Source organism: Chloroflexota bacterium (assembly GCA_016235055.1).
GTDB lineage: Bacteria > Chloroflexota > Anaerolineae > JACRMK01 > JACRMK01 > JACRMK01.
In genome coordinates this window covers 1-20008 of record JACRMK010000097.1, presented here as the reverse complement: position 1 = coordinate 20008, position 20008 = coordinate 1, and the positions used below count along the sequence as shown (strand labels likewise).

Annotated in this window: 18 protein-coding genes; 14 read left to right on the top strand and 4 right to left on the bottom strand. The window is 65.2% G+C overall.

The window, feature by feature from the left end; translation table 11 throughout:
* The first annotated feature begins 454 nt into the window (after window positions 1-454).
* Both HZB53_22205 and HZB53_22200 read left to right on the top strand, forming a co-directional pair.
* Window positions 455-1387 carry a ribonuclease Z gene (locus HZB53_22205; protein ID MBI5880374.1) on the top strand — a complete coding sequence of 311 codons (933 nt, stop codon included), beginning with the start codon at window positions 455-457 and terminating at the stop codon, window positions 1385-1387.
* 48 nt (window positions 1388-1435) lie between these two features.
* A complete protein-coding gene (locus HZB53_22200) occupies window positions 1436-2572 on the top strand; it encodes a hypothetical protein (protein ID MBI5880373.1) in 1137 nt (378 codons plus the stop codon).
* Between the two features lie 87 nt (window positions 2573-2659).
* Here HZB53_22200 and HZB53_22195 read toward each other — a convergent pair whose 3' ends face one another.
* The 3 genes from HZB53_22195 to HZB53_22185 all read right to left on the bottom strand — a co-directional run bounded on the left by HZB53_22195 (window position 2660) and on the right by HZB53_22185 (window position 4671).
* Window positions 2660-3388: a hypothetical protein gene (locus HZB53_22195; protein ID MBI5880372.1), complete on the bottom strand. Its 729-nt coding sequence runs from the start codon at window positions 3386-3388 to the stop codon at window positions 2660-2662.
* 85 nt (window positions 3389-3473) lie between these two features.
* On the bottom strand, window positions 3474-4310 hold the full coding sequence (locus HZB53_22190; GenBank protein ID MBI5880371.1) for an SDR family NAD(P)-dependent oxidoreductase: 837 nt from the start codon (window positions 4308-4310) through the stop codon (window positions 3474-3476).
* 82 nt (window positions 4311-4392) lie between these two features.
* On the bottom strand, window positions 4393-4671 hold the full coding sequence (locus tag HZB53_22185; protein ID MBI5880370.1) for a hypothetical protein: 279 nt from the start codon (window positions 4669-4671) through the stop codon (window positions 4393-4395).
* 505 nt (window positions 4672-5176) lie between these two features.
* On the opposite strand from HZB53_22185, the gene HZB53_22180 reads away from it, so the two are divergent.
* The 12 genes from HZB53_22180 (at window position 5177) to mobB (ending at window position 19414) form a co-directional block, all read left to right on the top strand.
* Window positions 5177-7105, top strand: coding sequence for a GAF domain-containing protein (locus HZB53_22180; protein MBI5880369.1), 1929 nt, complete (start codon window positions 5177-5179; stop codon window positions 7103-7105).
* 6 nt (window positions 7106-7111) lie between these two features.
* Window positions 7112-7777, top strand: a complete 666-nt coding sequence (locus HZB53_22175; protein MBI5880368.1) for a response regulator transcription factor — start codon at window positions 7112-7114, stop codon at window positions 7775-7777.
* Between the two features lie 252 nt (window positions 7778-8029).
* Complete coding sequence (locus HZB53_22170; protein ID MBI5880367.1) at window positions 8030-10675, top strand: molybdopterin-dependent oxidoreductase; 2646 nt, start codon at window positions 8030-8032, stop codon at window positions 10673-10675.
* A 4-nt stretch (window positions 10676-10679) separates the two neighbouring features.
* Window positions 10680-11312 (top strand): dimethylsulfoxide reductase subunit B, encoded by a 633-nt coding sequence (dmsB, locus tag HZB53_22165; GenBank protein ID MBI5880366.1) that lies wholly within the window; start codon window positions 10680-10682, stop codon window positions 11310-11312.
* A gap of 1 nt (window position 11313) precedes the next feature.
* Window positions 11314-12234: a dimethyl sulfoxide reductase anchor subunit gene (locus HZB53_22160; GenBank protein ID MBI5880365.1), complete on the top strand. Its 921-nt coding sequence runs from the start codon at window positions 11314-11316 to the stop codon at window positions 12232-12234.
* A gap of 246 nt (window positions 12235-12480) precedes the next feature.
* On the top strand, window positions 12481-13479 hold the full coding sequence (locus HZB53_22155; protein ID MBI5880364.1) for a hypothetical protein: 999 nt from the start codon (window positions 12481-12483) through the stop codon (window positions 13477-13479).
* A gap of 116 nt (window positions 13480-13595) precedes the next feature.
* Complete coding sequence (locus HZB53_22150) at window positions 13596-14363, top strand: hypothetical protein (protein MBI5880363.1); 768 nt, start codon at window positions 13596-13598, stop codon at window positions 14361-14363.
* Between the two features lie 185 nt (window positions 14364-14548).
* Window positions 14549-16312, top strand: coding sequence for a carboxypeptidase regulatory-like domain-containing protein (locus HZB53_22145; protein ID MBI5880362.1), 1764 nt, complete (start codon window positions 14549-14551; stop codon window positions 16310-16312).
* Between the two features lie 86 nt (window positions 16313-16398).
* Entirely contained in the window at window positions 16399-17034 is a 636-nt protein-coding gene (locus HZB53_22140; protein MBI5880361.1) for a molecular chaperone TorD family protein, read from the top strand.
* The gene (locus HZB53_22135; protein ID MBI5880360.1) at window positions 17031-18179 is read left to right on the top strand and encodes a 4Fe-4S binding protein; all 1149 of its coding nucleotides are present in this window, start codon (window positions 17031-17033) and stop codon (window positions 18177-18179) included. The genes HZB53_22140 and HZB53_22135 overlap by 4 nt, the downstream gene beginning before the upstream one ends.
* Before the next feature lie 132 nt (window positions 18180-18311).
* Window positions 18312-18938, top strand: coding sequence for a TraR/DksA C4-type zinc finger protein (locus tag HZB53_22130; GenBank protein MBI5880359.1), 627 nt, complete (start codon window positions 18312-18314; stop codon window positions 18936-18938).
* Window positions 18935-19414, top strand: coding sequence for a molybdopterin-guanine dinucleotide biosynthesis protein B (gene mobB, locus HZB53_22125; protein ID MBI5880358.1), 480 nt, complete (start codon window positions 18935-18937; stop codon window positions 19412-19414). The genes HZB53_22130 and mobB overlap by 4 nt, the downstream gene beginning before the upstream one ends.
* Window positions 19415-19439: 25 nt before the next feature.
* Here the strand turns inward: mobB and HZB53_22120 are convergent, their stop codons facing one another.
* Window positions 19440-19682, bottom strand: coding sequence for a hypothetical protein (locus HZB53_22120; protein ID MBI5880357.1), 243 nt, complete (start codon window positions 19680-19682; stop codon window positions 19440-19442).
* Window positions 19683-20008: the final 326 nt, after the last annotated feature.

Sequence of the window (20008 nt, the reverse complement as noted above, 5' to 3'; positions counted from 1 at the left end):
GGGAGGGGTCGGGGGTGGGGTTGATGTATGTGAGCGAGTCTGCCTGTGGCGTCATCCCATGCGGTTGAGCGGGTCAACCAATCGATCAACGCCCATGCTGAGTACTGCTGTTACGCACTCATGACAACTACCCAGTAAACACGTACCGCGGATTGAACTTGAGACAGCAATTCTCATTTTGGAGTTGGCTGCCAATATGCCCCCTCATCCCCTGCCCCTTCTCCCCCGCGTTGCGGGGGAGAAGGGGAATCGTTCTTGGGGAGGGCAGCGCCACTTTTTCGGCGGGCCAGCTTGCGTGACAAGCGCCTGAGGGCCAGCGCATCGCAAGCGGCATTGGAAAGTACCCGTACAAAGCCAAATTGAGAATTGCTGACTTGAGATGGGCCGGTTGCAGATTTGGCGAATCCGGCTACAATGTCTGCACAACGACCGATCGGATCATCTGCCACCTGTCATGTTCGAAATCGTCTTCCTGGGTACATCCGCTTCCGCGCCGTCTGTCGAGCGCGGCCTAAGCTCAGGCATGGTTATCCAGCGCGGCGAGCGCTGGATGATCGACTGCGGCGAGGGCACGCAGCGGCAGTTGCTGCGCAGCGGGCTTGGCTTCCGCCGCCTGAACGCCGTGCTGCTGACCCACGGCCACCTGGATCACATTCTCGGCCTCGGCGGCATCGTGTCCACCTTTGCGCGCTGGGAAGCGGTCGAGCAGATGCAGATCATCGGTGGGCGTTGGGCGGTGCGGCGTGTGCGCGATCTGATGAACGTAGTGCTGCGCACCGTGGATATCCGCGTCGACCTGCAGTACATCGAGATTCAGGACGGCAGCATTCACGACAGCCCGTACTACGCGGTGCGCGCCTTCCCGGTGACGCATCGCGGCCCGGACTGCTTCGCGTACGAGTTCGAGGAGAAAAGCCGGCGGCCGTTCCTGGCCGATAAAGCCGATGCGCTCGGCGTGCCATTCGGGCCGGAGCGCAAGCGGTTAGTGGCCGGCGAGCGCATTACGCTGGCCAACGGGCAGGTCATCGAACCCGACGAGGTGCTGGGCGACCTGATCCCCGGCATCAAGCTGGTATGGGTCGGCGACGTGGCACGCACGGACGAAGTGCTGCCGCACGCGCGCAACGCCGACGCCCTGGTGATCGAGGCGACCTTCCTGCAGAGCGAGCAGGACGAGGCGACCCGTTACGGGCACCTGACGGCGGCGCAGGCGGCGACGCTGGCACGCGAGGCCGGCGTGCGGCGGCTATTTCTGAACCACCTCTCCCGCCGATACCATGCAAGACAAGTTGAGGAAGAGGCGCAGGCGATCTTTCCGAACACGGTGGTAGCCAACGACCTCGACCACTTTACCGTTTCACGGGGCAGCGAGTCGCTTGCGCAATAGGCGCAATAGGCCATTCGCATTAACGGGAATCTGACGTATCCTTCCGGTATGAACGTCGACTACACCTACGAGTATCCCGCGCGCCCGCGGCGCATCGTGCGCATGGTATCTGTGCTGGTACTCGTCTTCAACCTGATCGAGTACGTGATGGCGCTGCTCAGCGTCATCTATCGTATCGTACTCGACCGGACCGTGGACGTCCTGCCGGCGAACTCGCCCCTGCCGTTCCTGCAGCCGGTCCCGGATCCGTTCATCGCCCGGACGCTGCTGACAGCGCACCTGGGGCTGCTCGTCGCGCTGATCCTGGCGCGCATGATCGCGTACCTCGCGCCGGCGATTACCATTGCGGAAAACGGGCTGTGGGCGCGGACGTGGCTGGGCAAGCGGTTCATCGCAGACAAGGGCATCACCGGTGTCCACTCGGTCGAGATGCCAAACGAGCGATTCCTCATCTGGGTGGATGCCAAACAGGGGCTGCCGCTGCAGAACCTGCTCGGACTGCTCCTGCTCGGCCGCCGCTCGTGGTCCGGCTTCATGCTCACGTCCGACCTGACCGGCTTCGACGAGATTGCGGGCCGCGTCTTCCAAAACCTGCGGCAGAACTTCGGCGAAGAGCACCTGCAGGCGCGCTACAGCGAGGAGAAGCCGACGCCGCAACTGGAGATGCTGACGCGGCCGTTCAAAGTGGTCTGGGAGGCGGCGCGCATCGAGCCGAACCCGCTGACGCGCCGCGAGGCAACGCTGCAGATGATCTCGGCCTCCGTGTCGCTGGCGCTGCCGCTGCTGGTGGCTGCGCTGATCCACTTGCAGGTTCCGTGGGGAGCGCTGATCGTGCCGATCGCCGCCATGCTCGAATGGCCGTTCGCGGCGGCGTTCATCTTCGCCATCAGCGAGAACTACCCACGCCGGGTCAGCTTCGACGAGGCGCTGCGCCTTTACCCGCTGACTCAGCTACCACGCTGGGGCGTCGCCTTCGGCCTCACTGTGCTAGTCGCCATGGGCTGCCCGTGGCTGCTATTCGTGCCGGCGCTGATCCCGGCCGTCGCGATCAGCGGCATGGCGGTCATCAAGCTGACCGAAGGGATCTTCAATCTGCAGTTCCCCGCCAGCCTGATCGGCGTGATCGTCACGCTGATTTACCAGGCGATCGTGTACGGCCTGTTCCTCGCGCTGCTGCCGCGCTGAACAATACTTCAACACAAAGTCACAAAGACACCAGGTCCATAGCGAAATCTTCTTTGGGACCTGGTGTCTTTGTGTTTGACGGTTTGGTTACGCGCCGCGCTGCTGCTTGTATTCCTCGTACTCGCGGGTAGTCTGCTCGTTGGGCGGATAGATGCCGTAGATCGACGCGCCGTTCAGCAGCCTGTTGCGGATGAACGTCTCCTTGTCCTCGCGCCCAATCGTCTTGTCCACGACCAGGTCGGCGATCGCCGGCGGGATTACGATCACGCCCATGCCATCACCGACGAGGATGTCGCCCGGCAGGACCGTCACGCCGCCGCAGCGCACCGGGACGTTGTAGTCCACGCCGACAATGCGCCGCCAGGTCGCCGCCGCATGCACATGACGCGTGTAAAGCGCAAGGTCAAGTTCGCGCAGCGCTGGCAAATCGCGCACTGCGCCATCCACGACCAGACCCGCTCCGCCGCGCAGCACGAAGCGCGTCACGATCACGTCACCGATGAAACCAGCCCCGCTCTCGCCGCCGGCATCGACCACCATCACGTCGCCGGGCCGCGCTTCCTCCGCAGCGCGGGTGTTGAGCATGGGCCCGCCACTGGCGGTCGCGTACTCGCTCATGTCTTTGCGCACCGGCAGGTAGCGGAGCGTCACCGCGCGACCGACGAGCCGCCGGTCCGGGTCGCGGTGCACCGGCCGGACGCCTTCGATGAACATGTTCGGGTAGCCGAGCGCATCGAGTTCCGTCCAGATCGAATCGGTCGGCACCGACGACAACTTCGCAAACAGCTTCGCGTCCTGCTCGCTCAAGCCTTGCATACTATCCTCCGCTATTCTGGGTTTCGGGTGTCAGGTTTCGGGTTTCGGGCTGGTGACTTTGGTGTTTGGACGTTGGGATTTTCTTCTATCGTCCCGTTCGCCCCATCCCGTTCGCCGGGTCGCTCTCGTCCAGGATCGCCTGCATGCGCTGGCGAATCAGCGGCTTCCAGTTTGGGTGTGTCAGTATGTAAAACTTGCCGGAGCGCACGGCGGCAAAAACCAGGTCGGCGACCTGCGCGGCGGGCAGGCCGTGCGCGATCGCCTGGCGAATTGCCGCGTTCATACGGCTGCGGTCATCCCCAGACGGGCCGCCGGGCCGGTTGCGGTCGGCTTCCGCGATCCGCGTGTTGATCCAGCCGGGGCAGAGCACCGAAACCTTGATCGGCGCGTTGCGCTCCGCCAGTTCGAGCGACAGCGTCTCCGAGAGCGTGACGACGCCGTGCTTGCTGACATTGTAGGCGCCCATACCGGGCGACGTGACCAGGCCGGCCATCGATGCGGTGTTGACGATATGGGACGGCTCGTTCTGCGCCAGCATGATCGGCACGAACGCATGGATGCCGTGCACGACGCCCATCAGGTTGACGCCGAGCACCCATTTCCAATCGTCCAGCGACTGTTCCCAGATCGGCCCACCGGAGCCGACCCCGGCGTTGTTGAACAGCAGGTGCACCGCGCCAAAGCGGTCGAGCGTGCGCTTGGACAGATCGTCCACCGCCTCGGCCTGCGACACGTCGCAGCGAACGGCGAGCAGATCGGCGCCGGCATTTTTCAGTTCGCCCGCGGCGCGGTCGAGCGCGCCTAACTCCACGTCGGCCAGCACGATGCGCATACCCTCTTCCAGCGCCCGGTCGGCCAATGCGCGGCCGATGCCACTGGCGCCGCCGGTAATGACCGCCACTTTGTTGCGTAGTTCCTGCATCGTCGTTCGCTCCGTGTCAACCGGATAACAAAAAGGCGAATCCGCAGGACTCGCCTCTGTGAGTTGGATACTATGCCTTTGACTACCGCCGGATGACCGGCAGATAGGTATTCAGCCAGTTCGTCACACCGCTCCAGAACCCGCTGGACAGGGTGTATGTCCCGCCGGACATGGCGCCCGCGCCGGGCTGGCCGATCGTGCCGCCGAGCGAATAGCCGCCGCCGGTGCTGAACGTCGCGCCACCGCCGCCGATCACGTTCCACGTCAGATCGTAGCCGCTGCCGGACTGCGCCAGCGTCGGCGCGCTGGTGCCGAAGAGCAGCGCCGCAACCAAGAGCATGAGTGCGGCCACCAGCGCCATACGTTTCGTTCGCGTGTCCATAATGCGCTCCTTGCGTGATGCTCGCCTGCCCAGTATGACGCTAGTTTACCACCGTTCGCGTGGGCGAAGCAAACAGAGATTGACGAAACACTAAGGTGGATGGGTTCGTCAAGACACAGAAGGGGCCAATCGCACGGTGTGAGGATTCTCCTTGGGAATCCAGGCTAGCTGACTGAGATAACCAGTCCGATTGCCGCCTTCCATACGTTCGAAAGCGGTTCAAACATGACGGCTTGCTGTGCCGCACAACCCCCACCGCCACGGAACAGTGGCACGGGCATTTCTAATTGTCGCGCTGTGGGTTTCTAATTGTCATGGACAGACCTGATGCTAATACCACAAACGATAGGACAATTGCCCCTGCGCAACGTGCCCGGTGCCGGATAAAATAGAAGGGGCGTTTCTGTGCGGCGCTGAGTATATCACCTGCTCTGCGGTGTGCCGGTGGTATGCTGCGGGCCCAATTGAGTATCGAGCCACGGCGATGCTGGTCCATGTATTCTTCTTATACGGGTTGGCGTTCTTCGCGATGGGGCTGGCCGTCGCGCTGGAGTCGCGACGCGCCAGTGCGCTTGCGTTCGGTCATCACCTCCGCTGGCTGGCCGCATTTGGTCTTGCGCACAGTATCGTCGAATGGTCCGACATGTTCATGCTGCTCAACCCCCCGGAGCCTCTGCATGGCATTCTGCAAGCCACGCGAACGATCATGCTGCCCCTGTCGGCGCTGCTGCTCGTTCGTTTCGGCATCGGCCTGGTCGGGGAGGCCGGACCCCTGCCCGAATGGCTGACGCTCATTCCCCCCGTGCTGCTCGTGCCGGGTGCGTTGCTCGTCACCTATGGTATCGTCGTCGCGCTCACGGATCCCGTCATTGAAACCGCGGCCGATGTCTGGTCGCGCTATCTGCTCTATCTACCGGGCTCGCTGCTCGCGTCGTTTGGTTTTGTGCGGCAGTGGCGCAGCCTGCTGTCCAGCGGGTATGCGCGAGCAGGCTACTGGCTGTTGGGTGCCGCGCTTGGATTTGCCTTCAACGCGCTGGTCGCCGGATTGATTGTCCCGTCCGCGCCATACGGCCTGGCGCCGTGGCTCAACTACGACCGCGTACTGGCGCTAACGGGCACGCCCGTTCAGGTCTGGCGCGCGCTGTCCGCGCTGGCGGTCGCATTTTTCGTCGTGGGCGCGTTGGGTGTGTTCGAGGCGGAGCGCGAGCGGCGCATCACGCGGCTGAATGCGGAGCGCGCACAGGCCCAGCAGGAAGCGTTGCGCGTGCAGTCCGAGGCGCGGCAGTCTGCCGAAGAGTGGACCGACAGCCTGGTTAGCATCAGCCGGAAAATCGCCAACCTCGACAATGTGGATGACGTGCTCAGCGCCATCGTCGCAGGCGCGCGGCGACTGCTTGCAACCGACCTGGCCGCGCTCGCACTCTGGGATTCCGCCGGTGAACAATTGGAATTGAAGTGCTATGCGACAGACGCAGGCGCCCGCCTCAGCAAGAACATGGGACTGGCGCAGGACCCGCATATCGATGATGCGATTCGGGCGCGGCGCACCGCGCGCTATCCGCAGGCGATGGATGGCAATCAGCCGGTCTGGCGCTGTCCAATCAGCCAGCAGGCGATTCAGTCGGCGATCATTGTACCGTTGCAACTCGACGAACGCGTCTGGGGCGGTCTCTGGGTTGAGCGTTACACGTCCAGTATTTTCACGGATGCCGATCAGCAAGGGCTCGAACGCCTGGCCGACCAGAGCGTGATCGCGCTGGAACATGCCCTGATGGCGTCGCGGATGCAATCGCTCGCGGTGATCGAGGAGCGCGCGCGCATCGCGCGCGAGTTGCACGATGGGGTGGCGCAAGTCCTCGGTTACCTGAGCCTGGAAATGCAGACGCTTGAGGCGTTGGTGCGACAGGGACACGCGCAGGACGTCCTACCGCACCTCGTGGGGGCGCGCCAGCGCATCAAGGAAGCACAAGCCGACACGCGCGAAGGCATCCTGAGCCTGCGCACCACGCTGGCGGGCGACGTCGGACTCATTCCCGCACTGCAAGCCTACATAGACGAGTTCAGCGTGCAGACCGCGCTGGACGCGCGGCTGGTGCATGACCTGCCCGATGCCCCGCACCTCTCTCCGCTTGCCGAGGCGCAACTGGTGCGCATCGTGCAAGAGGCGCTGACCAACGTCCGCAAGCACGCCCGCGCGCGGCGAGTCTCCGTGAACCTGTCAGTTGGTCTTGATCGCTTGCATGTGGCGGTGCGCGACGATGGGGTTGGCTTTGGCGGGAACAGCGAACACGGGCACTTTGGCTTGCAGACCATGCACGAGCGCGCCTTGAGCGTCAACGGCGCCCTGCAGGTCACCTCGCAGCCCAATCACGGCACGTGCGTCGACGTCTGGCTGCCGCTCATGGAAAGGTAGGTCCCTATGCTTCCCCTCAGAGTTCTGGTCGCCGACGATCACCGGCTGTTCCGCCAGGGGCTGATCGGGTTGCTCCACACGCGTCCTGAGTTGGCGCGCGTCGTCGGCGAGGCGGCCAGCGGGCGTGAGGCCGTCGAGTGCGCGCGGACCTTGCACCCTGACGTGATCCTGTTGGACATCATGATGCCCGACGGTGATGGGCTCGCCGCGGCGCACCAGATTCACGAGTTCCTGCCCTCGACGGCTATCGTCATGCTCACCGCCTCCGAGCTGAGCGAGCACCTGTATGAAGCGGTGCAGCTCGGCGCGGCAGGCTATCTGCTCAAGTCCCTCGACGCTTCGGAGTTGTTCGATCTGCTCGAGAGCGTAGCGCACGGCGATGCCGCATTGACCCGCGCGATGGCCGCCCGCTTGCTGAAAGCGGTTGCCAGTCACACGTTCCATGCCGACGCAGGCGAAGAGGCGCTCACCGAGCGCGAGACTGACGTGCTGCGGCTCGTTGCGCAGGGCGCCAGCAATCTGCAGATTGCCGAGCAGTTGTGCGTGTCGGTGAATACCATCAAGGTGCACCTGCGCAATATTCTGAATAAACTGCAACTGCACAACCGCACGCAGGCGGCCGCGTTCGCCGTGCGTCGCGGCATCGTCTCGCCTCCCCCGACGGAAGCCTGAGCAGTTCACGCAACCTCGCTGCCTGTTCCTTCAAGATCACCCATCCGGGTGATGCTCAATCACCCACCCGGTAGATGCGCGCGTGCCGTGCACGCTGTATTCTTCCCCTGTGGACATGTGTTTGTATGTCAACTCTTCGAGCAGACAGCCTACGCATGCTGACGGTCATCAACTGCACGCAGGGCGATGCCTGCCCTGCGCCTCAACCGGGAACCCTCACCTGCAGGCAGTCCCATAACGGAGGAATATGCTATGAGTGACAACCCATTCCTCACCCAATCCCTGACCAACACGGTCCTCAGCCGCCGCCGCTTCTTGAAGTGGAGCGCGGCGCTGGGCGGCACGGCCGCGTTGGTCGCGAGCGGGTTGAAGCTTGGATTGCAGCCCGCCACAACCGCGTCGGCCGCCGCACCCACCGCCGGACAGGAGAAGTGGGTGCTGGCGGCGTGCTGGCACAACTGCGGCGGGCGCTGCGTCAACTACGCGCTGATGAAGGACGGCGTGTTCGTGCGGCAGAAGACCGACGACACGCATCCCGACAGCACGGACTATCCGCAGCAGCGCGCGTGCGCCCGCGGTCACGCCCAGCGCTACCAGGTCTTTGGCGCAGACCGCATCAAGTACCCGATGAAGCGCAAGAACTGGGCGCCGGGCGGCGGCGACAAATCGCTGCGCGGGCGCGACGAGTGGGTGCGCATCTCGTGGGACGAGGCGCTCAACATCGTCTCCAGCGAGCTGAAGCGTATCAAGGACAAGTACGGCAACCGCTCTGTTTTTGTGAGCGGCGGGTCGGAGATCCAGCGCGCGTTGAGCCTATTCGGCGGCTACACGGGGCACTGGGGCACGACCTCGCTCGGCACGTGGACGACGACCGGACCCGCCATTGGCATGCCCAGTTCGGGCGGCATGAACGACCGCTATGAACTGCGGAAGAGCGAGCTGTTTGTGGCGTGGGGCTCGAACCCGATCTGGAGCAGCGGCGGCAGCTACACCTGGAACACGCTGCAAGCCAAGCTGGGCGGCACGCGCTTCATCTTCATCGATCCCTACTACAACGACTCGATCCGCATCCTGGGCGACGAATGGATCCCCATCCGTCCCACCACCGACCATGCGATGATGCTCGGCATGGCGTATGTGCTGATCACCGAGGACGACCCGAAGACCAACAAGCTGATCGACTGGGAGTTCCTCAACAACTGTACGGTCGGCTTCGACCGCCAGCATATGCCGACGGGCGCGGACCCCAACGAGAACTTCCGCGACTACGTGCTCGGTCTCGACGAGACCGGCAAGCCGGCCGCCGCGGGCCACAAGAACTACCCGGCGAAAACGCCGCAATGGGCGTCAGACATCTGCGGCGTGCCGCCCAATCGCATCCGCTCGCTGGCATTGGAGATCGCGACCACACGCGACGTGACGATCGCCTCGGCCAACGCCCCGGCGCGCGTGCGCCGCTCGGATTCATGGCCCCAGATGTTCATGACGTTTGGCGCCATGACCGGGCACATCGGGCGCTCGGGCAGCATGACCAGCGGCGGATACTATCACAGCCGCTACGGCAACGGCGGCCCGGCGCTGGTACAGCCCGGCTCCAGCGGTGTGACGTCAATCGCCAATCCGGTGAAGGACAGCATCAACGACAACGAGATGTGGGATGCGATCCTGAACGGCAAGTACACCGCCGGTTACAAAGACGTCCGCGAGATCAATCTGCAGGCGATCTATCACGGCGGCGGCGCGGTCCTGCAGACGCGCGACGGGATGAGCAAGGGGCTGGCCGCGCACCGCAAGGTCGAGTTTGTCGTCAGCCACGCGCAGATCCTGACGACCAACGCGCGCTACTCGGACGTCGTGCTACCCGTGACCACCGCCTGGGAGCGCGATGGCTCAGTCCTCACCGGCAACCGCGAAATCCTGATCTGGGCGAGCCAGGTGACCAAGCCTCTGTTCGAAGCGAAGGATGATTCCTGGATCGCCGTCGAGGTCGGCAAGCGGCTGGGCCTGGATGCGAAACAGATCGACCCGGTCTCGAACCTGCAGCAGGTCTACAGCCAGATCGCCGGCGCGACGATCAAGAAGATCGACACGCCCAACTCGCAGGGTGGTTATGAGCCGCTGGTCACGATCACCCCGCAGGACGTGACGTCAATGGCGGAAGCCGGCGTGGCGATTAAAGCGCAGAGCGGCAAGGTCGGTCTGCAAGAGTTCATGGAGCGCGGCGTCTATCAGGTGCCGCGCAAGGCAGGCGACAACTACGAGTATGTCGCGTTCAAGGAGTTCCGCGACGACCCGGTCAAGAACAAGCTGGCGACGGCAACCGGCAAGTTCGAGATCCACAGCCAGGCGCTGGCCGACAAGCTCAAGGCGTTCGGCTGGGAGGAGTACCGCCCGATCCCGACGTACAACCCGTCCGATGAAGGCTACGAAGCTACCTTCAAGGACTTCAAGGCCAAGGTCAAGGGCGACTACCCGCTGCAACTGCACAACACACACTATCTGCGGCGCGCGCACTCCGTCTTCGACAACGTGCCGCACCTGCGGCGCGCGTTCCCGAACGAGTTCCTGATGAACCCGATCGATGCCGAAGCGCGCGGCATCAAGTTCGGCGACACGGTGCTGATCACGAGCAAGCACGGCAAGGTGCTGCGCCCCGTCGTTCTCACGGACCGCATTCTGCCCGGCACGGTGGACCTGTTCCACGGCGCGTGGGTGGAGATGGACGAGGCCACCGGCATCGACAAGGCGGGCGCCGACAACATCATCTCCGGTGCGGTTCCGACCGGGCAAGGCACGTCCGGCTGGAACTCGTGCATCGTCGAGGTCAAGAAGTGGGACGGCAAGCCGCTCGACCCGGACTACACCTGGCCCCAGCGCATCCCCGTGAAGGAGGCGTGAACCCATGGCCAAGCAACTCGGTTTCTATTTCAACGCAAGCGCTTGCACTGCGTGCAAAGCCTGCCAGGTGGCGTGCCAGGACAAGAACAACCTGTCCGCCGCCATGCGCTGGCGGCGCGTGGTGAGCTATGGCGGCGGCAGTTGGGTCCCCGACCCGCAGAACGCCGGTTTGATGCTGCCAAACAACGTGTTTGTGTACTCGATCTCGAGCGCCTGCTACCATTGCGTCAACCCGCTCTGTGCCGAGGTTTGCCCGGCGGCGGCGATCAGCAAGAAGGACAACGGCCTGGTGCTGATCAACCAGGAGCAGTGCATCGGCTGCCGTTACTGTGAATGGGCGTGCCCGTATGGCGCGCCGGCGTACGACCAGGCGCGCGCCGTCATGACGAAGTGCACGGGCTGTGACGACCTCGTCGCGCAGGGGAAGAACCCCGTCTGCGTCGATGCGTGCGTCATGCGCGCGATCGAATTCGGCGACATCGAGCAATTGCGCGCCAAGTATGGCCATGTCGATTCCATCGAACCGCTGCCCGAGGCGAAGTACACCGGCCCCGCCGTCGTCATCACCCCGCACAAGCATTCGCAGGCGAGCGGCAAGGGCACGGGCAAAATCCTGAACCTGCCTGAGGAGGTGTGAGATGAACGTACGTGAATGGGCGCTGATCTCGTTCACCATCCTCGCGCAGATGTCGGTGGGCGCGTTCGTGGTGCTGGGTATTGTGCATTTTCTGGCGCAGCGCAAGGCGGGCAGCGAGGAAGCCGACCGTCTGAGCGACCGCGCGCTGCTCGCGATCGGACCGGTGATGGTGCTCGGCCTGCTCGTCTCGCTGCTGCACCTCGGCAACCCGCTGAACGCCTACCGCGCGGTGGCGAACGTCGGCTCGTCGTGGTTGAGCCGCGAGATCCTGTTCGGCGCGTTGTTCGCCGTCGTGGGCGGCGCGTTCGCGATCGCGCAGTGGCGCAAGATCGGATCGTTTGCCATGCGCAACCTGCTGGCCTGGCTGGCGGCGCTGATCGGCTTGGTGCTGGTGTACAGCATGGCGTCCGTGTATATGCTGGGCACACAGCCGGCGTGGAACACGTGGGCGACGCCAATTTCGTTCTTCGTGACCACGCTGCTGCTGGGCGTGCTGGCGATGGGCGCGGCATTCGTCGCGAACTATGCCTACATCCAGCGCAAGTATCCCGGCTGCGCGGACGCGCAGTGCGGTTTGATGCGCGCCGCGGTGCGCTGGATCGCCGTGGCGGCTGTTGTCCTGGTCGGCATCGAGTTGCTGGTGGTGCCGCTCCAGGTGGCCTATCTCGCGGCGGCCGGCGGCGTGGCGGGCGACAGCGCCGCGCTGATGTATGGCGAGTTCGGGCTGATCCTCGCGTTGCGTCTCGCACTGGTCTTTATCGGCGCGGGCGTGCTAGGCGTGTTTCTCTATCAGAATGCGCTCAGCCCCGGGCGCGAGAAGGTGTTGGGCTATCTGACTTACGCCGCATTCGCGCTGGTGTTGGTGTCCGAGGGGCTCGGTCGCTTCATCTTCTACGCGACCCACCTCCGGATTGGTATCTAGCGTTCTGCCCCCTCCTTGGGTCAGCCGGGGTCCGCTCGCCGAGTGGACCCCGGCGAGGTCACATCCATGTGCGGCAAGTACCCCTGCCTGCTGGTCAAGGGCTTTTCCAAAGTCCTGCCCCGGGCTACCCCCATCCCAACCTTCCCCCGTTCGCAACAACAGCGAACAGGGGAAGGAGCAAATCCCCTCTCCTGCGACGCCGCATTTGCGTCGCGGGGGAGGGTTAGGGTGGGGGAAGTATTGACTTTGGGAAGGCCCTACCTGCTGGTCGGGGCGCTGCTAATCGGCGCGCTGGTGGCGTGGGGTAGCCCGGCACACAGCGCAACCCCGCTGCGCGCACCCGCCGCGCAGTCGACACCGGCGCCCACGCCCCCAACCCGCATCGCAACCGCCGCCGAACTGGCGCACGCGCGCGTTCAGTGGCAGCACAGCGCGCACGCCGAGACGTTTGACAAGGGCATGGGCGCGAACACAACCTGCGCGCGCTGCAAGTCGCCGCTCAACTGGGACCCGGTGGGCTCGGCGGCGACGCAGGCACAGGCGCTTAACTGCGGTGCGTGCAAACGCACGCCGGGCGCTCCCCGCCCCGAACTGACCGGCGGCACGGCGGTCGCCGAATCCGATTGGAAGCAAATTGGCTGCGCGATCTGCCACAAGCCCGCCGGCGACTCGTTTGAGACGACGATCGCCTTCTGGGATCAGGCACGCGAGCAGTACCTCCCGATGGCCACCACGAGCGAGTTGTGCGCGGAGTGCCACGAAGGGCAGCACGGTTTTCAAGTGATGGACGAGCAGGCCGCGTCGCCGGCGCACCGAGGTTGGTCGTGCGTGCGCTGTCACGGCTCGCACGGCGATCAGGCGGTGAAGTGCACCGATTGTCACGATCCGAGCAAGGGCAAGGGCGTGGCAGACCATGCGCGCCACCGGCAGGTGAACTGCAGCGCCTGCCACGACGCGGGCGGGCTGAGCATCTGGCATGAGACCGATCCCGATTCGAAGCACTATGGCGAGGTGATCACGCTGCGCTTCGCACATGCGCTGACATCCTGGACCTCGCATGACATTACGCTGGCGGTGCGGTGCGAGCGCTGTCATCACCCGGCGAACGAATCGGTCGCGCCCGTTGCGGACAGCACCAGTTGCACGGTTTGTCATCCCGACGGCGCGGCGCTAACCTGGTGCCGGAAGTTCGAGCGCAACCCCGATCCCAACGTGACGGCGGCACCGAAGGGCGGTGGCCAATGAACGCCATACACGCTAGACCGATCGCGGTATGCTGTCTCGCTCTCGCCCTGGTGTGTCTCCTCATCACGGGGAGCGCGTGCCAGCCGACGGCGCGTCCCGCCGCACAGCCGTCGCCCGTGCCCGCGACTCCAACGCCCGCGAAAGAACAGACTCTTGCACGGGAGGCGTGGCAAGGAAGCCCGCACGCCAACACCTACGATGAGGGCAAAGGCCCTAACACATACTGCGCGCGCTGCCATTCTCCGCTCAACTGGGACCCGGCCGCGGTGGTTGATGCCGCGCCGAACTGCGTCTCCTGCAAATTCGCGTTCGACCCGCAGTTGCGCATCGCCAAGGGCAACCCGCCGGTCGCGAAGGAGGCCTGGAAGAACATCGGCTGCGAGGTGTGCCACCGCGTGACGAACGGCGTCGCCAGCGGGACGCCGACATGGCTCGACACGCGCACCGGTTACCACGAGACGGTAGCCAGCAGCACAGACCTGTGCGCGAAGTGCCACACCGACACGGCGACCATCCGGCACGCGCGCGACATCGGCACGCAGGCGCACCGGACCTTCGCGTGTACCGACTGCCATGACGCCCATTCGACCGTTGCGAACTGCACGGCGAGCGGCTGTCACGACGCGATGCCGGGCACGATACGCGGCCACGACAGCGCGCACGCGAAGGTCAACTGCGTCGCCTGCCACGACGCGGCGAAGATGGAGGTCGGCCCGGCCGCCGAGGGAGGCGCCTGGGCGACGTTCCGCACCACCGAACTGCTGGGGCGAAAGACCCGCGCGGCATACCAGTCGCACAATGTTCAGAAGGCGGTCGATTGCGCGCGTTGTCACTTTGCGGGCAACCCATGGAAACTGTCGGTGCAGGGCGGAGCGGCGCGATGAGCCGCGAGCGCACCGCGGGTGTGCCTCGCGTTGGTGATTTCGGAGCACCCCCGCGGCTACCGACCGCGTCTGGAATCAGTACTCGCGCGCGAATCGCATTGCTCTTGTGTTTGTTGCTGTGGTGCTGCGGCGCGCTAACGGCGCACGCGCAGGGAGGCGGTCTGCGCGTCGGGTTGATCCGCCCGATGGAAGGCGAAACGTACTACGCCGGCCCTTCCTCGGTAGTATACAGCATCAAGATCGACGGATGGGTGGCGGGCGCCGCCGACCCGCGCGCGGTCAGCGTGCGCGTTGACGTCCTGCAGGGCGCGCAACTGCACAACACGCTCACGCTGACGCCGGACGCCGACGGCACGTTCCTGGTGAACGCCACCGTCAACCCCGCCGGCGCGCACGGCGACTTCGGACCGGTGGAGATCGTCTCGCGCTGCGACGAGTGCCATTATCGCGCGCCGATTGACCTGCCAAATGGCGCCGTGACCGTGGCCCTCACCGCGACGTTGCCGGATGGTCAGCAGGCCCGTATGGAGCGCCACATCGTGGTGGACCGTTCGACCATCGTGACCGTCCCCGTAAAAGTCATCATCGAAGGTCAGCCAGACCAGCGTGCAAGCGGCGTGCCCGTCAGCGCGTCTACGCGCATGTACCTGTGGCGCGCGCGCCATGCCAGCGCGGCGACCGATGCGAATGGCGTCGCGCAGGTCCCCGTCGAGGTCTCAATTCAGAGTCCGGTGCGGTACGTGTTCCGCGTCGAGCCAATCGTCATACAGGGTGTGCGCTATGCGGGGACCCAGTCCGTCGAGCTGGAATTGCCGCCAGCCGCGAGCAGCGTCTCGCCCATCACGCTGGTCGTCAGCGCGCGCCTGGCGCGCATTGAGGGGCGTGTGCTGCCGCTGCCGGACGGGCCGCTCACCGTCCTGGCGATCCGCCGGCCTGACGGTGTGAGCCATCAGGTGAACGTGGGCGCGGACGGCGCGTTTGCATTTGGCGAGATACCGATCGGCCGGTACCTCGTCACGCTCGACGCGCCGGCGCTTGCCCAGCACGGCTGGACGAGCTCAGCACGGACCATTGACCTCACCGGCGATATGGCGCCGCAGGTCGACCTGAAGCTCGCACGCCTTAGCGGGGCGACCCAGCGCGGCGCTGTGCGTGATGAAGCCGGCGCACCGCTGCCGTTCGGCTGGCTCAGCCTGCAGCCGGAGGGCGCGATGGCGCGCTCGGCGCCCGATACGGGCGAGTTTGCCATGGCCGGGGTTCCTCCCGATGCGCGGACGCTGGTCGCGAGCGCGCCGGGCTACTACAGCCAGGCTCAGGTTGTCAATGCGGCAGCGGCGGCTTCACTCGTGCTCGCACCGCGCCCGGAAACGCGCCGCGTCGCCTGGGGGCAAGGCTCCATCGTCATTCCCCCCGAAAGCGAAGCCAGCCTGACCGGCAGCACGGTCGCGCTGGCGCAGGGCTGGCTGTGGGGGAAGGGCAGCGCAGCGGCGCCGCTCGTGATCAGAACGGAAATCGCCCAGATCACCGTCGCCAGCGGCAACTTCGCGCTGGAGCAGTTGACCTATCAGGACGAACAGTCGCCACAGTACGCGGGCTGGCTGGTGGTGCTGGACGGCGAAGCCGTCGTCGCGTTCGGGCGAACATCAGAGCGGGTGGTCGTAAAAGCCCGCCAGATGGTTGCATTGACGACCGAGCCAACCCATCCAGTGATCCCGTTCGACGCGCTGGTGCTCGACCAATTGCGTTCGGAGTATTCACCGCCACCCCTGCCGGTGTGGGAGCCGTCGCCCGGCGCGCGCCTGCGCGATGGTCTGGCGCTCATCGGCATAAACGCCGCGCAGGCGGTTACACTTGTCACCTATTCGGCGGTAGTTCTGTCACTGTTGCTCGCCCCGCTGTTCGGGTTTACTTGGTGGAGGCGACGCCGTCAGCGCGGCGCCGGGAAGTGAGCCTTATGTCAGTCCATGGTGCAACGGATAAAGCAGCGGGGGCAGACTGGTATTCTACCCTGACCGCCGAGATGCTTGTGTGCGGAATGCTGTCCAGGCTGCTGTATGAGTATCCCGACGGGAGTTTTCTCCAGTCGTTGGTTGACGACGACGTCTTTGCGGAGTATCCGCTCGGCGACACGGGCCCTGAGACCGCCGCCGGCCTGCGGCGGCTGCAAGCGTGGAGCCGGCAGTGTGGCACGCCAATCAGCCGCGAGGCGCTGGACACGCTGCGCGTCGACTACACGCGGCTGTTTATGGGACCGGGCACGGTGCTGGCCGCGCCGTGGGAGTCGGTATATTTCAGCGAAGAGCGAATGGTGTTCCAGGAGCAGACGCTCCAGGTGCGCGCGTGGTATGCGCAATTTGGCTTGGAACTGGCCAGCCGCGTGTATGAGCCGGACGACCACATCGGGCTGGAGTTGTCCTTCATCGCCCACCTGGCACAGCAGTCGTTGCAGGCATTGGAGCATGATGACCTCGACCAGGTGCAGCGCGCCCTGCAGGCCCAGCGAACTTTCATGTCCGAGCACCTGCTGCGCTGGGCGCCGACGTGGTGTGAGCAAGTGCAGCAACATGCCCGCACCGATTTCTATCGCGGCGTCGGGCTCCTCACGCGCGGCACCCTGGCCCAACTCAGCGCGTGGCTGGACCGCCAGGCGGCCGTGGAGCGCGTCGCGTGACGCACGCAGTTGCCGGCGGCGCCGCCGACACGGCGCCAATCACCTTCGACGCCAGCCGGTGCGTGCGCGCGTTCGACAAATACGCGACGTGCGACCGGTGCGTTGCTTCGTGTCCTACGACGGCGTTATCCGGCAATGGCTCGCTCGCGTTCAACGCGTCTGCATGTGTCGATTGTGGATTGTGTCTGCACCTCTGTCCGCTGGGCGCGTTCGCCGGCCATGATGACGTGACGCAGTTGCTCACCTGCGCATCCCGTTTGGGACGCCCGCAACAGCTTGAGCTGGCATGTGCCCGTCATCCCTCGCCGTCAAAGGGACCGCATGAGAGCGAAGCCGTCATCGTTCTCGATGGGTGCCTCGCGGCGCTAGGCGCTTCGGTCTATCTCGCACTGCTGGCGCAAAGCAGTGCCCGCCTGCTCGTACGGCTCGATGCGTGCGCTGATTGTCCGCTCGGCAAGGCCAGACTCGGTATCGAGCAAACGCTGGCGGTGGCGCACGCACTGGGCGGCGCGGTGGAGTCGCTCCCGCACGGTGCCGGTGACGAGTGGCAAGTACGCCCCGTGATTCAGGCATCGCAGCCGCCGCTATCGCGCCGTGATTTCCTGCGGACGTTCGCCGCGCAAGGGCAGGTGCTGCTCGCCCAGGCGCTAAGTGCAGGCGACGAATCGGAAACGGCGGCGAAGCGTCCGCCGCGCGAACGGCGACGCCTCCTGAACGCCCTCCGTCTGGGGCCGGTGCGTGCGGAGCACCACGTTGACGCGCCGCCCTTCGGGTCTGTAGCGGTCAACGACGCGTGCAGCGCGTGCGGCGCGTGCGCCCGCGCCTGTCCGACGGGCGCACTGCAATTCAGCCAGACCGATCGCTCTTTTCGCGTGTCGTTCGCCGCAGCGTACTGCACGGCCTGCGGGGCTTGCGCCGACGTGTGCGAGCCTAAGGCGCTGCGCCAGGAGCGCGGTGTTTCACTGAACGCATTGCTTACCGTGCGATCCGTGGTCGTCTGTGAAGGCGCACTGCATGCCTGCGTGCGCTGCGGAGCTAAATTCGCCTCCGCAACCGAGAGCCACTTGTGTCCAATCTGTGACTTCCGCCAGCGCAATCCGTTCGGCAGCCGCGTGCCCGCCGGCATGGGCCGCGGTCGCGGCTGATTTGCTCATCACGCGGTCGTGGGCGCGCAAGGAAACGCGCGCGCCTCCCGCTGCTTGGAAAGGAGAATGGTTGGATCTCATGCCAGCCCCTGTTCCATGCGGCTGGCATTTTGCTTTGATCTGGAGGCTGGGATGCACGACTTTCAAACCCTCTTGCATGACGCGGTGCTGCAACACGGCCATCTGTGCGCGGGACAGGTGCTCGGTGTGCGCATGGCGCAATGTGCGCTGCGCGCGCTGGATGTCGATGTGGAGCGGGAGCCCAAGCGGGTTATCGTGTACGTCGAAATTGACCGCTGTGCGGCCGATGCCGTGGCATCGGTGGCGCGCGTGAGCCTCGGCAAACGCACGTTGAAGTACGTCGATTACGGCAAGATGGCGGCGACGTTCGTGGACACGCAGACGGGGCGCGCGGTGCGCGTGGCGGCGCTCGATGACGCGCGGGAACGCGCCGCCGGCTACGCGCCGCGCGACATGGCGAAGCATGATGCGCAGTTGGTTGCGTACCAGCAGATGCCGGAGCGGGAACTGTTCAACATTCAGGCCGTGCGCGTGCAGTTGTCCGAGTTTGATCTGCCCGGCCACCCGTTGCGGCGTGTGGCCTGCGCGCGCTGCGGCGAAGGCGTCAACGATGCGCGCGACGTGGTGCAGGCCGGCGAGACGCTGTGCCGCGCGTGCGCGGGCGCCGCGTACTACGTCGCCGGCGAAGAGCGCCCGCCGGCAAGCGAGCCAACCGGGCGCGAGGCGGTGGGGGCATGACGCGGCTGATCTCGATTGTCGGGCCATCGGGCGTGGGCAAGACGACGTTCATCGAGAAGCTGGTGCCCGAGTTGAAGCGGCGCGGGCTGCGCATCGCCGTCGTCAAGCATCACGTGCACGAGACGCCGCTCGACACGGTGGGCAAAGACTCATGGCGCTTTGTGCAAGCGGGCGCGGATGCCGTGGTGGTTTCGTCGCCCGTGGAAGTCGCGCGCTTCGAGCGCACGGCGCGCGAGTTGACGCTGGCTGAAATCGGCGCGCAGCTCGATGGCTTCGATCTGATCCTGGCCGAAGGGTTCAAGCGCGAGTCCGCACCGAAAATCGAATTCTCGCGTGCCGCCGTCAGCACCACACTCTTGTGCCGCGAGCACGAGCTGCTCGCCGTCGTGTGCGACTATCCAGCGCGGACGAACGCGCCGCGCTTTGCACTCGATGACGCGGTTGGCGTCGCGGATCTGATCGAACGGCTCCGATGATCGATTCTTTTGGCCGCACGGTGGATTAGCTGCGCGCCTCGCGGATTGGGCGCAGCAATCTTACTGCACCTGCTGCGCGCCCGGCGAGCACAGCGCGCCCGGCGGAGACCGATTGGCGATTGCCAAACTCGTGCACATCGTGCGCGCTGCCGTGGCGGAAGGCATCACCCACATCCGGTTGACAGGCGGGCCGCTCGCGCGCCGCGATCGTGCGCCGCGATATTGTGGACGTGGTAAGCGCCATCGCCGCAATTGAACAGGTCGGCATAGACGGCGCCCAACCGTTCAATGACTGTCGTGTCTTGCGTGCCCACTTGAAGCAGCAATTCTCAATTTGGCTTTGTACGGGTACTTTCCAATGCGGCTTGCGATGCGCTGGCCCTCAGGCGCTTGTCACGCAAGCTGGCCCGCCGAAAAAGTGGCGCTGCCCTCCCTCCGACCCCTTCCCAACTTCGTTGGGAGGGGGCGAGATTCTTAGGGGAGGTGCGCGGCGGCTGCGCCGCCGCGCACCTCCCCGTTAGCTTTTCCCCTTCTCCCCCGCGCGCGCGGGGGAGAAGGGGCAGGGGATGAGGGGGCATATTGGCAGCCGACTCC

What these genes read in the sequence shown, in the direction of transcription:
- HZB53_22205 (MBI5880374.1), top strand. Translation starts at nt 455, where the DNA reads ATGTTCGAAATCGTCTTCCTGGGTACATCCGCTTCCGCGCCGTCTGTC.
- HZB53_22200 (MBI5880373.1), top strand. Translation starts at nt 1,436, where the DNA reads ATGAACGTCGACTACACCTACGAGTATCCCGCGCGCCCGCGGCGCATC.
- HZB53_22195 (MBI5880372.1), bottom strand. Translation starts at nt 3,388, where the DNA reads ATGCAAGGCTTGAGCGAGCAGGACGCGAAGCTGTTTGCGAAGTTGTCG.
- HZB53_22190 (MBI5880371.1), bottom strand. Translation starts at nt 4,310, where the DNA reads ATGCAGGAACTACGCAACAAAGTGGCGGTCATTACCGGCGGCGCCAGT.
- HZB53_22185 (MBI5880370.1), bottom strand. Translation starts at nt 4,671, where the DNA reads ATGGCGCTGGTGGCCGCACTCATGCTCTTGGTTGCGGCGCTGCTCTTC.
- HZB53_22180 (MBI5880369.1), top strand. Translation starts at nt 5,177, where the DNA reads ATGCTGGTCCATGTATTCTTCTTATACGGGTTGGCGTTCTTCGCGATG.
- HZB53_22175 (MBI5880368.1), top strand. Translation starts at nt 7,112, where the DNA reads ATGCTTCCCCTCAGAGTTCTGGTCGCCGACGATCACCGGCTGTTCCGC.
- HZB53_22170 (MBI5880367.1), top strand. Translation starts at nt 8,030, where the DNA reads ATGAGTGACAACCCATTCCTCACCCAATCCCTGACCAACACGGTCCTC.
- dmsB (MBI5880366.1), top strand. Translation starts at nt 10,680, where the DNA reads ATGGCCAAGCAACTCGGTTTCTATTTCAACGCAAGCGCTTGCACTGCG.
- HZB53_22160 (MBI5880365.1), top strand. Translation starts at nt 11,314, where the DNA reads ATGAACGTACGTGAATGGGCGCTGATCTCGTTCACCATCCTCGCGCAG.
- HZB53_22145 (MBI5880362.1), top strand. Translation starts at nt 14,549, where the DNA reads ATGGAAGGCGAAACGTACTACGCCGGCCCTTCCTCGGTAGTATACAGC.
- HZB53_22140 (MBI5880361.1), top strand. Translation starts at nt 16,399, where the DNA reads ATGCTGTCCAGGCTGCTGTATGAGTATCCCGACGGGAGTTTTCTCCAG.
- HZB53_22130 (MBI5880359.1), top strand. Translation starts at nt 18,312, where the DNA reads ATGCACGACTTTCAAACCCTCTTGCATGACGCGGTGCTGCAACACGGC.
- mobB (MBI5880358.1), top strand. Translation starts at nt 18,935, where the DNA reads ATGACGCGGCTGATCTCGATTGTCGGGCCATCGGGCGTGGGCAAGACG.
- HZB53_22120 (MBI5880357.1), bottom strand. Translation starts at nt 19,682, where the DNA reads ATGCCGACCTGTTCAATTGCGGCGATGGCGCTTACCACGTCCACAATA.